15 protein-coding genes are annotated in these 15,304 nt (G+C 40.1%); 4 read left to right on the plus strand and 11 right to left on the minus strand.

Going from position 1 to position 15,304, the window contains the following annotated elements:
* Positions 1 to 2 precede the first annotated feature (2 nt).
* Positions 3 to 581, minus strand: coding sequence for a HupE/UreJ family protein (locus tag SAE01_RS02770; RefSeq protein ID WP_147202007.1), 579 nt, complete (start codon positions 579 to 581; stop codon positions 3 to 5).
* 74 nt (positions 582 to 655) lie between these two features.
* Between SAE01_RS02770 and SAE01_RS02775 the strand changes: the two genes are divergently transcribed.
* Positions 656 to 1,177: a DUF6702 family protein gene (locus tag SAE01_RS02775; protein ID WP_147202009.1), complete on the plus strand. Its 522-nt coding sequence runs from the start codon at positions 656 to 658 to the stop codon at positions 1,175 to 1,177.
* A gap of 245 nt (positions 1,178 to 1,422) precedes the next feature.
* Here SAE01_RS02775 and SAE01_RS02780 read toward each other — a convergent pair whose 3' ends face one another.
* The 9 genes from SAE01_RS02780 to SAE01_RS02820 form a co-directional block, all read right to left on the minus strand.
* Complete coding sequence (locus SAE01_RS02780) at positions 1,423 to 2,823, minus strand: DUF418 domain-containing protein (protein WP_147202011.1); 1,401 nt, start codon at positions 2,821 to 2,823, stop codon at positions 1,423 to 1,425.
* Positions 2,824 to 2,842: 19 nt separating this feature from the next.
* Positions 2,843 to 4,324, minus strand: a complete 1,482-nt coding sequence (locus SAE01_RS02785; protein WP_170234061.1) for a DUF418 domain-containing protein — start codon at positions 4,322 to 4,324, stop codon at positions 2,843 to 2,845.
* Between the two features lie 342 nt (positions 4,325 to 4,666).
* Positions 4,667 to 5,476 carry a hypothetical protein gene (locus SAE01_RS02790; protein ID WP_147202014.1) on the minus strand — a complete coding sequence of 270 codons (810 nt, stop codon included), beginning with the start codon at positions 5,474 to 5,476 and terminating at the stop codon, positions 4,667 to 4,669.
* Between the two features lie 49 nt (positions 5,477 to 5,525).
* The gene (locus tag SAE01_RS02795; RefSeq protein ID WP_147202016.1) at positions 5,526 to 6,014 is read right to left on the minus strand and encodes a heavy-metal-associated domain-containing protein; all 489 of its coding nucleotides are present in this window, start codon (positions 6,012 to 6,014) and stop codon (positions 5,526 to 5,528) included.
* 77 nt (positions 6,015 to 6,091) lie between these two features.
* Entirely contained in the window at positions 6,092 to 6,469 is a 378-nt protein-coding gene (locus tag SAE01_RS02800; RefSeq protein WP_147202018.1) for an HYC_CC_PP family protein, read from the minus strand.
* Between the two features lie 251 nt (positions 6,470 to 6,720).
* Positions 6,721 to 7,467: a DUF3667 domain-containing protein gene (locus tag SAE01_RS02805; RefSeq protein WP_147202019.1), complete on the minus strand. Its 747-nt coding sequence runs from the start codon at positions 7,465 to 7,467 to the stop codon at positions 6,721 to 6,723.
* 88 nt (positions 7,468 to 7,555) lie between these two features.
* Positions 7,556 to 9,208, minus strand: coding sequence for a M1 family metallopeptidase (locus SAE01_RS02810; RefSeq protein WP_246113143.1), 1,653 nt, complete (start codon positions 9,206 to 9,208; stop codon positions 7,556 to 7,558).
* Between the two features lie 82 nt (positions 9,209 to 9,290).
* On the minus strand, positions 9,291 to 10,301 hold the full coding sequence (locus SAE01_RS02815; protein ID WP_246113144.1) for an electron transfer flavoprotein subunit alpha/FixB family protein: 1,011 nt from the start codon (positions 10,299 to 10,301) through the stop codon (positions 9,291 to 9,293).
* A 95-nt stretch (positions 10,302 to 10,396) separates the two neighbouring features.
* Complete coding sequence (locus SAE01_RS02820; RefSeq protein ID WP_147202021.1) at positions 10,397 to 11,143, minus strand: electron transfer flavoprotein subunit beta/FixA family protein; 747 nt, start codon at positions 11,141 to 11,143, stop codon at positions 10,397 to 10,399.
* Positions 11,144 to 11,248: 105 nt separating this feature from the next.
* Between SAE01_RS02820 and SAE01_RS02825 the strand changes: the two genes are divergently transcribed.
* Positions 11,249 to 11,560 (plus strand): tetratricopeptide repeat protein, encoded by a 312-nt coding sequence (locus SAE01_RS02825; RefSeq protein ID WP_147202023.1) that lies wholly within the window; start codon positions 11,249 to 11,251, stop codon positions 11,558 to 11,560.
* Positions 11,561 to 11,677: 117 nt separating this feature from the next.
* Here the strand turns inward: SAE01_RS02825 and SAE01_RS24365 are convergent, their stop codons facing one another.
* Complete coding sequence (locus SAE01_RS24365) at positions 11,678 to 11,815, minus strand: hypothetical protein (RefSeq protein ID WP_170234062.1); 138 nt, start codon at positions 11,813 to 11,815, stop codon at positions 11,678 to 11,680.
* Between the two features lie 172 nt (positions 11,816 to 11,987).
* Between SAE01_RS24365 and SAE01_RS02830 the strand changes: the two genes are divergently transcribed.
* Positions 11,988 to 13,673: a glutamine--tRNA ligase/YqeY domain fusion protein gene (locus SAE01_RS02830; protein ID WP_147202024.1), complete on the plus strand. Its 1,686-nt coding sequence runs from the start codon at positions 11,988 to 11,990 to the stop codon at positions 13,671 to 13,673.
* Positions 13,674 to 13,754: 81 nt separating this feature from the next.
* Entirely contained in the window at positions 13,755 to 15,185 is a 1,431-nt protein-coding gene (gene tilS / locus SAE01_RS02835; RefSeq protein ID WP_147202026.1) for a tRNA lysidine(34) synthetase TilS, read from the plus strand.
* Positions 15,186 to 15,304: the final 119 nt, after the last annotated feature.

Consider the following 15,304-nt stretch of genomic DNA (forward strand, 5'->3'; position numbering starts at 1 on the left):
TTTTATGACGGAAATCTATCTACAGCCATTTTCAATGATACAAGTAAAATCGCCGCTGATATTGAAAGGATCCAATATTTGCGATTGACTTTTAGATTAAAAATAAAAACATAGGCAAGCAAGAGAAGGGCCACTACTACTATAATCTGACCTGCTTCTAAACCCAGGTTAAATGACAGTAGCGACCATCCTAAACTCTGGTCTTTGGCAAGCATAAATTTTAGGGCGTTTGCAAAACCCAACCCGTGAATTAGCCCAAAAAACATGGCAAAAATATAATTTACTTGTAAGCTTTTTAAGGTAGTTGTTGGTTTAATAATATTTGCAGCCGCCGTAATAAAAATTGTACAAGGTATCAAGAATTCAACTATGTCAGACGGGATCGTAAGAATATTTAGCGTGCTCAAGGCGAGGGTGATAGAGTGACCGATGGTGAATGCAGTGACCAAAATCAGTACACGCTTCCATTCCTGCAAAGTGTACACAACAGTTAGTGCTAAAATAAAGAGTTGATGATCCAGGGCGTCGAGACTGATAACGTGTTCCCACCCAATCGTAAAATAAAAACCAAAATTACTCATTCGTTAAAAAATATCTTTTACGATAAAGGGTTCAAAATAAAACAGAGTTTTGTAAACCATTAAAGATTTTTACGATGCCCTCGATCTTTTATAAGTTCCTTTTTATCTCTTTAACTAGTAGCCTGCTTTTTAGTAATCCGACAAATGCCTTCAAATTTCATCCATTCTATGTAAGTGTTACTGAAATGAACTACAATGAAAAGTCGAAGTCTTTTGAGGTAAGCTGTAAAATGTTTGCCGAAGATATTGAAGAGGTGTTGAAACAAAATTATAAAACCGCGGTCGATTTGGGCAACGATAAGTTGCAGTCTCAAAACAACAATCTGATGAATGATTATCTGGCAAAGCACATTTCATTCAACATCAACTCCAAAGCTTTGAACTTTAAATTCGTTGGATTTGAAAAAGAAAAAGAATCGGTTTATTGTTACCTCGAAGTTGTGAACGTGCCTGCCATTAAAAAACTTTCTGTAACAAATTCAATCCTATACGATTTTAAAAAAGAGCAGATAAACATCATCCATGTTCTTGTTAATGGTAAGCGGGAAAGTACCAAAATTGATTACCCTCAAAACCAGGCTAATTTTAATTTCTAGTTACAAAAGCGCCACTTGCTATTCTTTTTTGAAGGAATGTTATATTGTCTGCCTTAGAATCTCTTCCTAACATCGTTGTGTCACACCCTTATACAGCCAATCTTTATTGAACTCCGTTAGTGGACAGAATCAATCTTTTTGAGGCAAAATTTCAAGAATTCGAAATCCATATAATATGGTGGAGTCAACATGGTAATGCAGGTCACTAAGCCTTAGTACAGATGACTCAAAAGATTTCTAACAGTTTATGCAACAGCTCTTGCTGTCAAACGCATGGGCTGCATTTTCCAGTAAGTGAGAGAACGCCACAACCATTCAAATGGGCCAAAGCGGTAATATCGCATCCAGATATAGGAGAAGATCATTTGAAAGATCCACACTGCGCCTACAATATAATATAGCTGGTGAAACTTAAGTTGGTTATAGTATCCCAGCCCGTAGCCGTGGAATATTAATGTGCAGATAATGCTTTGCATGAGGTAATTAGTAAAAGCCATTTGACCAACATTGGCTAGTACTTTCATCAACCGGGGAAGAATCTGGCTCCTGTATATTAACATTAAAAGACTTGCATGTCCTAGTGATAAAAGAAGCCGCCGTAAATCGTACAGTGCGCCATGCGGAACGCGGTGAGCATCTAAATACCGGCCTATATCTGTAACTGCGACTCCTTTGCTAAAAAATATCCAGCCAATCGGTATTCCAATTCCGTACCCCACTAATAATAGCAGGCCGTAAGAAGAGGTAGTAAGTTTGTTGGAGAAAAATCCTAATCTAAATAGTGCCATCCCAATGAACATCATACCGAGCATATCAGGCCAAAAGTGATAGGTGATCATTGTTTCCAAACTACCGTTTCTATCTGCGAAATGTGTAAAAACGGTTGCGTATCCACCACGCCTTTCTGATACGTTTTCAGCCGTCCTCTCCATGTCCGGCTTCCTGTTCTTCTCAATTTCCTCCCATGCTGCTTTGGCCGATTTTTGCTTTTCTGTTAGCTTTTGATGAGATTTTTCAGCGGCGATTGCTTTAACATATTCAAGTCTCTTTTCTCTGAATTCGGCGTAACCCATCTGTTGTTTAAAATGGCCTGTTGCAAAACAAGCGAGTCCTATTAGAAACAACCATTTAGGCGCTGTTTTTCTAAAAGGGTATAATAACATTCCGAACAAGCCGTAATAAAACAGGATGTCTCCTTCCCATAGTAACACATACGCATTTAATACACCAAATAATACCAGCCATAACAGGCGGCGGTAATAATATTCCGCCACACTTGCACCGCCTTCTACTTCTTTTTTGCTCAGGGTAAAAAGCACCATTCCCGCTCCAAACAACATAGAGAACAAGCCGCGCATGGTACCATCAAAAAAGGAAGTAACGATGGCCAGCGTATAATAATCGGCAGTGTTGTGAGGACCATTTATGATATTATAAAAAGCACTTCCGTCAATACCAAACCCCGGAATATTCATTAAAAGAATACCTAATAATGCAAAACCCCTGACCATGTCTATCGTTTGTATCCGCTCACTTGCTCCAACCGGTCGAGGCTTTAGTTTTGGTAAGGCGACAGTCTCATCCGGGCTAATGGAAGCGTCGAGAGGTAGAGTAGTTGTTGCGCTATAGCCGGTAGTGGTAATCATAAAAAGAGTTTATATGATATTAAGTAAGAGCAGGAATAATAACTTCGGTATTAGTCGAAGTGTTCTTCCTTATAGGTAGCCATTTGCCATAAGTCATACAACGCCAGAGCCATTCCGCAGGACCCAATTCAAATCTCTGTAACCAGAAGATGCTAAATACAATCTGTACAATCCAGATTTCACCTGCTAAAAAGTACAATTCGTGTTGCTCTAGCTTGCCGTAGTAGCCCATACCGTAGCCGGTAAAAAATACGCTGCAAATAATGCTTTGCAATAAATAGTTAGTGAGCGCAAGCCGGCCAACGGAAGCGACGGCTTTCAAAAAAGAGGATAACCTTGTTATAACAGCAAGAAACATTACAAGAGCGGCGTAGCCAACGGTCATTAGTAACTTTTCAAGTGGAAAGAGGATGTTATAGGGGAATAGATTTTTGACGACGTACTTGGTATAATCTGCAATAGAGACACTGTAGTAATGCAGTCGAAACCACCCTAAAAGTATTCCCACTGCGAAACCTGCAAGTGCGATGAGCAAGTACTGCTTCCGGGATAGTTTATTTTCGAAAAACCCAAACTTGAGAAGAGCCATTCCAAACAGCATCATACTTGCTACTTCCCACACGCCCGTCTGAAACATCCATTGCGATTCGCGGTTTTGGGTTGCGGGTAAAACGTGGCTCCAGAGGTCTGCAAAGGAAGTGGTTTGCATCTCCTTGTTTTCGCCTTCATCTTTTTTGGGGTCATACTTCGTGTTCTTCAACAATCCTTCCCACGCCTGTTTGTCGGCCTTTTGTTTTTTTGATAAACTATCCTTTTTTACCTGTGCAATCGCTTTATTATCTCCCTTTATTGCAGTGATTGCACGTGCCCTCGCAGATGAGTCGCGGCTTAGTTTCTTTTCAAAAGCTATAACTGCGGTGTACTTGTTATAAGCCTTTTTATCATCCGAATACTTCCAGTAATTTTTGCCGCAAAAGATAACCGTGGTGATCATGGCCGCAATAAGAAGTCCTTTGGAAGACAGTCTAACAAAGGGAAATAGTAATATTCCAACGATGGCTAAATGATAAAGTATGTCTCCCGACCACAAGAACAACAGGGCATTCAACAAGCCAAAGCCTAAAAGCCACATCTGTCTTCTAATAAAAAGGTCTGGTACTGATAGCTTATTTTGTTGATTGGGTCTAGATAAATACAGCACTACTCCCGCTCCGAAAACCAGGGAGATAAGGGCAATCATCTTGCCTTCAATTAACAATTTAACGAGGGAAAATAAACGATAATTATCGCTGTTGGGATGCTCTAGTATTTGGAGTTGACGGTTGTTACCTAACCCACCAAAGATCCAAATGCTAACAAGTAAACCACCTAATAGCGCTATCGCCCTAAGTACATCTAAAGGTTGAATTCGTTCCGGCTTTCGTGGAGTTCCCTCTGCATTTATTGCGATATCAGGAGTTTCCTGATCCGGGGTAGCCAAATTGAGATTAGGTGTGGACATACCGTTCGTTTTAGGGTGGCAGAAGTATACATAAGAAAAATACAATAACATTTTTTCATATGCAACTGGCGGAAGTACCCAAGGTTGTTATACTCTGCGTGAATACCCTATAAATACTCAAGGGGAAGCGGCAAGAAAAATAGAAAAGCTGGGGCACCAAAACAACGCTGCCTTGGTTTGTTGGGGAACTAAGATTGACTGTACAAGAGTGTGACACAACGATGTCGATGAGTGATACAACATTGGCTAACACAATTTCTTTTGGAACCTCATTTAGACAATCATCTTAACTAAGTATTTCGGCGACAGGTTTCAATGATTTTTAAACCTTTTCCTTAAATATCAATAGACATTGAAAAAGTTGTATTCTAACCGAATGAATAATCCGTTTGGCGCTGTACGTAGATATGTGCTGCTTAGTTGTTGCCGGTATCCTACGTCTATTCTTGCTACGCTATTAAATATCAGCTGTACAGATGGAGTCACGTCCATATAATATTTCCCTGATCCTATATTGTATTGATTAAGGAGTTCAAGCATCAGGTTCACGTTGGTTTGTTTGTAATCGGTATACTCTTTCGGCAACAATAACTTACCAGCAGACAAGGTATAGTTGACCGCTTTGCTGTTGTTACTACCATAGGGGTATTTGTTGTGGCTACCGTTATCCGCTGCCTTTAAAAACGACACGGCGGATGATAGGGCTACCTTATGTAGTAATTGGGTTGCGACTATTCCTGTTTCAAACCCGGTGTTGCGGCCGTATAAATTAATTTCTTCCTGGTCGATATGGCTGTTATTAAAGCTGTACCGACCAAAAACTGCCATCCGAAAATGCTTCTGAATATCGTCATTACTCAAAAATCTATACTTCATATAAATGCTGCCGCCCTCCGTTGCCAGTCCACCGTTTCGATTACTCAGAAAGGCGTCTCCATGTACCATTATCTTCTTTGAAACACCTACCATTATTTCAGGCACCAGATTATAATTTGTACTGGAACGGGCCTGTTGCTTCATGATGAAATTATTCATTCTTAAGCCTATGCTTTTTGCTGCCATATTACTTGCAGGCTCGGTAAAAACATAAAGCTCCTGTGTCATGACCGTCATAGAAAATAACAGCATCGCTATTAATAGTTTCGCCCTCATTTGAGAAAAAATTAAAAGGGTTTTATGTATGGTAAAACCCTTTGAAAAATTAGATAGTTACGTTGTAAACGCCCCTTGCAGGAGACGTTGTGGCTAAGGTAATCTTCTTCGATTCTTTTCCGGAGACGAAGCCTTTGTTAACTATTCTAACTTCGGTGTTGCCGTTTAAGTTTTGGTCCCTGGCGTTAAGGATATAAAACGTTTTATCGCCCACCTTTACCGGCTGGCTTGTTTTTGCCTGGATGTTATTGAAGTTAATGGCGGCAACAAAGTTTGCGACTGTAAAGCCTGCGTCTTCTACCTTTTTTTTCAATTGATCGAAATCTACTTTAGCACTTGGCTTAAAGGTTATTTCAAAAGTGGAAGTTTTAATGTTTGGTTTTACGTTGTCAACAAAGTCAATTGATTTTAAAGACTTGTTGATTGAATTACTGCACATACTACAGGTCAGGCCGCTTGCCTGGATAGATACCTTCGTTACTTGTGCGGTTGCTGAAAATGAAATTATAGTAGCTATTAAAAAGAAGAACGTTTTCATGATTAGTGTTTAAATGATTAATGAGAATAGAACATAGCAATGGGAAACCACTTGCTAAACGTTTGATCATTTCAAATCTATATTCTGAAAACGCAGTAAAGTACACAAAGAGAAGTGCCGGAAGAATTAGGTGGAGAATTATTATAAATTGCCGATGCAAGTGTCGTACTAGAAAGAGTGTCAGCAGCTATTGTATACTGCTTCTCCACGATGGCAAAAGCAGGAGCGGAGCTTATTTCATTAATAGCCTGCTGATGGTTATCGTTAACCTTGATCACCTTAAGCTCGTCTTTGCAGCAGTCTTCGCTTGTCTGCATGCCACATTTAGTACAGCCATCTTTTTTTACAAAGTCAACAGAAAAAACTTTTCCCATGCAATAATGCGTATGGAGAGTAGCGCCTGTCGTGGTGACTAAGTAAATGAAGGTTAATATGGTAACAAAAAACTTTTTCACGTTCGTGTTCTATTTTATAGAACCATTTTTTCTTCCAAATATTGCTTAAATAAAGCTTCAAAGGAAAGAACAAAGTTAGTATTTATAAGGCGAAAAGAAATTCCTGCCGGCTTTATAACATTTCCTTTTTTTGCCATTATTTCCTTTAAAGTTAGCGGCGTGGGTATTATTTAAATTGCCTACCAACAAGACTTTACTTTGATTATTTTTATTTGCCTTTCGATTTTAAAACAAGAACTATAAAGGCACTTCTACTTCCCTAATTTCAAATTCAAAATACCAGCAAATGACATACTCGTCGCGTACAAAGAGGCAAGCAAAAAACACATCAGCGCGAGTTTTAAACCCAGCTTCACTCCTGAAATTTCTTTGTACATAAGACCACTAAAGGTCAGCGCATAATAGGTCATAAAACCAGTCATGAATAAAATAAGCGAGTAGTCTGTTGAATCAGTAATTAGAAATTTTAGAAGGGAAAACAGGTGAATTAATACGAGCAAAACATTTAGTTGGGCTGCGAGATATGTATTAACCAAAACATTCTCCCAAAAATTAAAACGAGTCTTTTTAAAGACCAGCCATGTACAAAGGCTAACTATAGGGATCATCAAAAAAATAAAGACACTTTGATAATGTGAGAAAAACGAGGAATGTTCTGCCACAACCTCACCTGTTCTTTTAAAATGGATCTGCTTAATTAGTGTCCTTATTTGATTAATTAACAAAGAACTTATTGCAGACATTAAGACTACATAGGCCAGAGGGCGAAAGAAGTTGGCGCGTTTACCGTCAAGGTATTCCTGGAGAGCTTTTGAAGGCCTCGTAATTAATTGGGAAAAAGTGTAAGGAAAGCCTTTGTCAAAATGGAGGATTGAATGGGGGATGTCGTGCAAAAAATATTGTGCATCTATCCTATGTACTTTTGCCGGTTGCCCACAGTTTGAACAAAAGTTGCCGTCAACAGGATGATCACAATTCTTACAGAGAGTAGTTGGCATCTTCAAATGTAAATTCCCTTTAGGAAAAGATGAAATTTCTTTACCGCTGGAAACTGCAATATGCTTCGATAGAAACTAAGGTTTCAATCTATTCAATAAGCTTTCCTTCTTTATTCAAAAGTGTAAAAAATTTGTCTAAACTTGCTCCTGTTGCCTGCTCAAAAGCAGCTTTCATATCTGCCGGTTGAGGGTGTTTAAACTTCCAAAGCGAGAAGTAATGCCTGAAGGCTGAGTCCACTTTTTCACGACCAATCGAAGACTCTAGCAGGTGCATCCATTCAGCAGCTTTTACGTAGGCCGTTAATCCGTAGTCTTCACTACTCGAGTAGCTAGCAGACGGAGTTTCTACAGGAGATTGAATTGGTATCGTCATCATCACGCGGTACACTGACGCCTGGAAAGTTCCTTCATCAAGTTTTTTAAGGGCCGCTGGTATCCTGTCTCCAAAAATTGCATTAGATCTATACTTCTCAGCTTCGTACCTGAACTGGTAATAGCTATTCATTCCTTCATCCATCCATGGGTGTATTCTCTCATTAGAACCAAGCATGCTCATGAACCAATTATGTCCTACCTCATGTGCAATAACGGCGTCCAAAGTTTGGGGCTTAGCATCGGGACTGGTAATAAGTGTTACCGTAGGGTATTCCATACCACCACTTGAATTGTTTTTCGGTCCTTCTACAGCCTGTACTGTTGGATAAGCGTATTCACCAATCCAGGCACTATAATGCTTCACCGCATCTTTTACATAATCGATACTGTTTGCCCATTGGGTGTTGCTGTTGTTATGATGGAAGGTATATGCGTCTATCACTTTCCCTGACTGCAAACTCAAAGTATCATATTCAATAATAAAACCCTTATCTGCAAACCATGCAAAGTCCGGAACACTATCAGCATAATAATTCAATGTTTTAGTTTCTGCAGCAGATGTAGGCACATAAAGTTTTGGCTCTTTGCCCGCCTTATTTGCAGTATTGAAAGCGCCGATCGTTTTATATAAAGCTGCCTCGGAGGGGGTTTGCAAAATACCGGTAGCGCTAACGATATACTGTGAGGGTAAAGTAATGTTTACATTGTAAGAGGCATATTCACTGTAAAACTCGCCCATGTCGAGATAGGGCATCTCGTGCCAACCGTCTTTATCAAATACAGCTGGTTTAGGGTACCATTGACACACCATAAATTCTCCGTCTGCAAAACCTGATCGCGAAAAATAGGAGGGAAGCTGTACTTTAAATGGAGTAGCTATGGTAGCAGAGTCACCAGGTTGCAAAGGCTTTGGTAATACAACTTTAATAACGTCGATATACTGAGCATTTGGATGAGGCTCAATCATAGCTTTAGAACCGTTGACCGTAAATGCAAGATTGCTGATATAGCCTGTAGTTGGCTGTTTTAGTTTTTCCTTTCGTTGAGCGTCGCTTTTAATTTGTTGAAAAAGCGCAGTCGACTGGTTTTTGTATGCATTGGGGTAAATATGAAACCAGATATAAGAAAGGGATTGAGGCGAATTGTTTTTGTAGACAATCGTTTCAGAGCCTGTGACAGAATTCTCTTTGTCGTTTAATTGTGCTTTTATGTTGTACCGAAGATATTGCTGCCAATAATTACTTTGAACGTTTTGAGCAGATGAATGAAAATATACAAATAGGATAAAACCGAAGACTAATTTTTGCATCTGCGAAAATAAAGCAATTACTGCAAGCTGCAGGATTGCGCGGGCTGTTAAAGGCATGTCAATTAAGAAAGCGTTTAAACTAAACAACCTGCTTTCGCACCCTATTACGCACTCACTTGACTTGAGAAAGATTGGACCTTTAAGCTCCTTTCAATTTCTTTACTTCTTCGGTTAGTTTAGGCAAGATTTCGAATACATCGCCGACAACCCCATAATCTGCGGCTTTAAAAAACGGTGCTTCGGCGTCCTTATTTATAACCACAATTACTTTGCTTCTATTTACACCAGCGAGGTGCTGAATGGCTCCTGAAATACCCGCCGCTACATACAAGTTTGGAGCAATCGCAATACCTGTTTGTCCAACGTGCTCGTGATGCGGACGCCAGTTTGCGTCAGCAACAGGACGGCTACAAGCGAGGGCGGCGTCTAAGGCATGAGCGAGGTCTTCAACAATTCCCCAGTTTTCAGGGCCCTTTAGTCCACGTCCGCCGCTTACTACGCGGGTAGCTTCGGTTAATGGAATTTCACCTGTTACTTTATCTGTTGATGTTACTTTTACTTTCGGTGCATCTACTGCCACGTTAACTGAAACCACCTCTGCAGTTCCTTCGCCGGCTACTGCTTTAAAAGCATTCATATTTAGTGAGATGATCTTGATGTCTGTATTTAAAGACACGTTAGCGAACGCTTTTCCGCTGAACACGACTTTTTTAACCACAAACCCATTTGTTGTGTCGGGTAAGCTTACAGCTGCAGGAACCATAGCTGCTTTTAGGCGTGCAGATAATCTTCCCGCTATTGCACGTCCGGTGTTGTTATGAGCTAACACCAACACTGTTGCACCCGTTGACTGTACAACTTCGGTAATTACTTTAGTATACACTTGTGCATCAAAAACATTCAAAGCTTCGGTAGCAACCTGGTGCACTTTTTTTACGCCATATTTTCCCAACGCGGCAAGGTCGCTTGTTGGTGTTCCAAGTACCAAAGCTTCTGCGGTTGTTCCCAACTGCTCTGCCAGTTTAGCTCCGTATGAAAGTGCTTCAAAAGCTGTTTTCTTAAACTGGCCATCGGTTTGATCTGCAAATATTAAAACCATATGTACGCCTCCATCTCCCAAACGGGAAGAGTTATTTAGAAATGTTTTCAAAAAATGTTTATAAAAGAACTTCCGGTTGAAGTGTGGGACGCAACAATGTTTAAGTTAGGCTAAGTGCTGGTCACATAGACTTCTTATTCCGACGGCTATATGACCTTAGCTTCTTCATGTAGCAGCCTTACGAGCTCAGCCATATTATCGGGGCTAATCATTTTAACGCCCGCTTTTGGCGGCGGCAATTCGAAGCTACTGATGCTCGTTAATTCATCCGCTTCGACCGGTTCAACCACTTTCAACGGCTTCGTTCTGGCAGACATGATCCCGCGCATATTTGGAATTCGCGCTTCAGCCATTCCTTTTTGGCAGCTTACAACAAGCGGAACAGGTACCTCGTTTACTTCTTCGCCGCCTTCTATCTCGCGTGTAACCGTTGCCGTGTTGCCGTTGATTTCAAATTTAGTAGCCAGCGAAATGTAAGGAAGATCGAGCAGCTCAGCTACCATAGCACCAATCGAAGAACCATTGTAATCGATCGTTTCTTTACCTGTAAAAATAAGGTCGTAGCCTCCCGTTTTTGCAACTGCGGCAATTTGCGACGCTACATAAAAACTGTCCTGCAGTTTAGTCGCATTTACCCGGATCGCTTCGTCGCCTCCAAGTGCCAGCGCTTTGCGAATAATAGGGTCTGCATCGGCTCCGCCAGCCATAACAAGGTGCAGCGTAGTTGATGCGTCTTTTTCTTTTAATTCGATTGCCCTTACTAAAGCATACCACTCATCGTAGGGATTGAGGATCCATTGAACGCCGCTTTCTTCAAACTGAGTATTACCATTTTTGAAAGCTATTTTTGCGGTGGTGTCAGGCGTCTTGCTAATACAGACCAGGATTTTCATGCAAACACGTTTAAGTAATTAAAGTTGTTTATGCAACTAATTACTACAAATATAAGTGACCTTTATTTTCAATGAAGCTTTTAAAACAAATTATTTATAAAAATTATGGATCGGATAAATAAATTAAAAGAATACCTGAAATCTACTCCGAACGACAACTTTTTGCAGCACGCACTGGCGCTTGAATACGTGAAGATTGGCGACGATTGGGAGGCAAGAAAGTTGTTTGAAAATATTCTAAACAACGATCCGAAATATGTTGGTTCATACTATCATCTGGCTAAACTTCTCGAGCGAAATTTTGAAACCAAGCTGGCAATAGAATGGTATGAAAAAGGTATGGCTGCAACTAAAGAAGCAGGCGATCAGCATAGCTACAACGAGTTGCAGGGAGCTTACGAGGATTTGGTGTATTAAGTTCAGATCCGTCGACAATCCTGTGAGGTCTTGGGGTATAAGGTTTACAGGTTGTCAACATTAAAATTGTGATCGACATCCTTGTGTCACTCCCTTGTACTTTAAACCTTTTTTGAACTAGTTTGCCATTCCCACAACAATAGCTTCAATTGTTGAAAAGAGTCTTAGGTGACGACTTACTATAAAACTTGTTTTTTCTTTTATCTCCAAAACTATGGCTGTCGTTGCCCATAGCCTTGTTATGATTGTTTTCATTTTTTTATCGTTTTCATGCAAAAAAATAGCACAGAGATTTGCAGAAAAAGGCGAAAGTGAAGAGCGGATAACAAGTATGTGATGAGGCCTCACATATTCAATCTGAATTGTAACTTTTTGTTTTTGTTGAATGGAAAGTCAAATTCGTAAATTCGCAGCCAATACAGTATCAATGAGTGTAGAAAAAATTAAGACTGAAGAGAAGAGCCTGAACTTTCTGGAAGAGATTGTTGAAGAAGATTTAGCGAGCGGAAAATATAAGAGCATTGTTACGCGCTTTCCTCCTGAACCAAACGGTTACCTGCACATAGGTCATGCAAAAAGTATCTGCCTCAATTTCGGTCTTGCCTTAAAATATGGCGGCAAAACTAACCTCCGCTTTGATGATACCAACCCGGTAAAAGAAGATGTTGAATATGTAGACAGTATTAAGGAAGACGTAAAATGGTTGGGTTTCGAATGGTCGCAGGAATTATATGCCTCTGATTATTTTGATCAACTGTATGCATTTGCTGTAGACCTTATTAAAAAAGGACTTGCTTATGTTGATGATAGTACTCCCGAAGAAATAGCTGCGCAAAAAGGAACACCTACAGAACCTGGAAAAGGAAATGAATTTCGTAACAGAAGCATAGAGGAGAATTTAGATCTTTTTGCAAAAATGAAAGCCGGTGAGTTTCCTGATGGTGCAAAGGTGCTTAGGGCTAAGATAGATTTAGCGAGCCCAAACATGCACATGCGGGATCCGTTGATGTATCGTATAAAACATGCGCATCATCATAGAACGGGCGATGCTTGGTGCATTTACCCGATGTACGATTTTGCTCATGGACAAAGCGATAGTATCGAGCATGTGACTCATTCGATTTGTACGTTAGAATTTATTCCACACCGCGAGTTGTATGATTGGTTTATAGATAAGCTGGAAATCTTCCCAAGTCATCAATACGAATTTTCGAGGTTGAATATGACTTACACTGTCATGAGCAAGCGCAAGTTGCTACAACTGGTGGAAGAAAAGATGGTCGATGGCTGGAACGACCCAAGAATGCCGACAATAGCCGGTTTTAGAAGACGTGGTTACACGCCTGAAAGCATTCGCCTGTTTTGCGATAAGATTGGTGTGCAAAAAAGGGAGAACCTAATCGATCTCAGCCTCCTTGAATTTTGCGTGCGCGAAGATTTGAACCGGAACGCTGTACGTCGAATGGCGGTACTTGACCCGGTAAAGCTTGTTATCACAAATTATCCCGAAGGGCAGGTTGAGGAGTTGATCGGCGAGAATAACCCTGAAGCAGAGGATGGCGGAGGAACCCGGTCGATTCCTTTCTCAAAAGAGCTGTGGATAGAACGCGAAGACTTTATGGAAGAGCCTCCTAAAAAGTTTTTTCGCTTAGGAGTCGGGCTAACTGTTAGATTAAAATATGCTTACATCGTTAAATGCACCGGTTTCAAAAAGGACGATGCAGGTGACGTTACAGAAGTATACGCCGAATACATTCCTGAAAGCAGGAGTGGGCACGATACCAGCGGAATAAACGTAAAAGGAACTATCCACTGGGTAAGTGTTCAAAATGCATTGACTGCAGAAGTTAGATTATACGATCGGTTATTTAAGGTCGAAAATCCTTCAAATGAAGAAGGTGATTTTAAAGAATATATTAACCCTGATAGTCTGCAAGTGTTACCAATTGTGTTTATCGAGCCAGCTTTAGCTGAAGCTGTTCCCGGAGCGCCGTACCAGTTCTTAAGGAAGGGGTATTTTTGTTTAGATGAAAACAGTAGTTCGGATAAGTTGATTTTTAATAGAACTGTGGGCTTGAAAGACACCTGGGCCAAAGAAGTGAAAAAAGGATAATTGTTGATTCATTAAACTATTTAATTACTACAATCAGAAAAGCCGGCCTGTTAAGCCGGCTTTTCATTTATTTTACCATCTATGAATTTGTTAGAGAGTTTTGTTCAGCACCTTAAGCAATTCCCATTTATTCAGCCCAAGCAAAAACAATTACTCGCTGTTAGTGGGGGAGTAGACAGTGTTGTTCTGTGTGAATTGATGTACAAGGCAGGATATGACTTTCTAATAGCCCACTGCAATTTTCAGTTAAGAGGAGCGGAAAGTGAACGAGATGAACAATTTGTAAGAAGCCTTGGCGAAAAATATGGTAAAGGAGTTTTGGTTCAAAAATTTGAAACCGAAAGGTATGCAGCAGACAATAAAGCCTCCATTCAAGTTGCAGCAAGAAAACTAAGGTATGATTGGTTTAGGTCAATACTACATGGAGAAGAAGATGCAGCTCAGGAAAACTTCAACGCTCAATCAATCGAACAACCAGAACTCACTCCTCACAACTCAACACTCACTCCGTATAAGGCGCAACATAAGCCTCACTACATCGTAACAGCTCATCATGCAAACGACAACATCGAAACAATATTGATGAACTTTTTTAAAGGAACAGGTATCGCGGGTTTGCATGGCATATTACCTGTACAAGGAAAGATTTTCAGACCACTACTATTTGCAAAAAAGGAGGAACTTTTAGACTATGCTGATCAAAATCAATTAACGTATGTTGAAGACAGTTCAAACCTCACTGACAAATACACCAGGAACTTTTTCCGCCAGCATCTTTTTCCATTGCTAAAAGAAATTTACCCGGAAGTTGAAGACAACCTGCTGAAGAATATCGAGCGTTTTAGTGAGGCTGAAGAGTTGTACAAACAGGCAGTGGAACAGCACAAGAAGAAGCTACTTGAAGTAAAAGCAAATGAAATTCATATTCCTGTTTTGAAGCTGCAAAAAACTCCCGCGGTTTCAACTATAGTTTATGAGATTGTAAAGGATTTTGGTTTTAAGGCTATCCAGGTTTCCGAAGTTGTACGGCTTCTCGAAAGCGAAACAGGCAAATATGTTTTATCATCTTCTCACAGGGTAATTAAAAACCGTAAATGGCTTATCATTTCTCCCGTAGCAACAACGGAAGCATCCAACATTTTAATCGAAGAAAAGGATAAACAAGTAATTTTTAATGGGGGAGAATTGCTGCTAAAAACAATTAAACTAAGTAGCAGTTTTCAAATTCCATCAGACAAAACCGTTGCTGGTGTTGACCAGGGTTTAATTGTTTTTCCCCTGCTTTTGCGAAAATGGAAACAAGGTGATTATTTCTACCCCCTAGGTATGAAGAAAAAGAAAAAGTTGAGCCGCTTTTTCGGTGATCAAAAACTTTCAAAGACCGAGAAGGAAAATGTATGGGTGGTAGAGATGGATAAGAAAATCGTTTGGATTGTTGGTCACAGGATAGATGATCGATTTAAAATAACTCCATCAACAAAAGAAGTACTTGAACTGAAACTTCAACAATAAGTTGCCTTACATATCAAAGCTCCCAACTACAGCATTCCTTTCGTTATTCCATGGTCCACCTAACGCCTACCTCTGTTGTAGAACGAGTGATTTAAATTGTTGTGGTACAATTTTTTATA

It is taken from the genome of Segetibacter aerophilus (genome assembly GCF_007991655.1).
Lineage (GTDB): Bacteria > Bacteroidota > Bacteroidia > Chitinophagales > Chitinophagaceae > Segetibacter > Segetibacter aerophilus.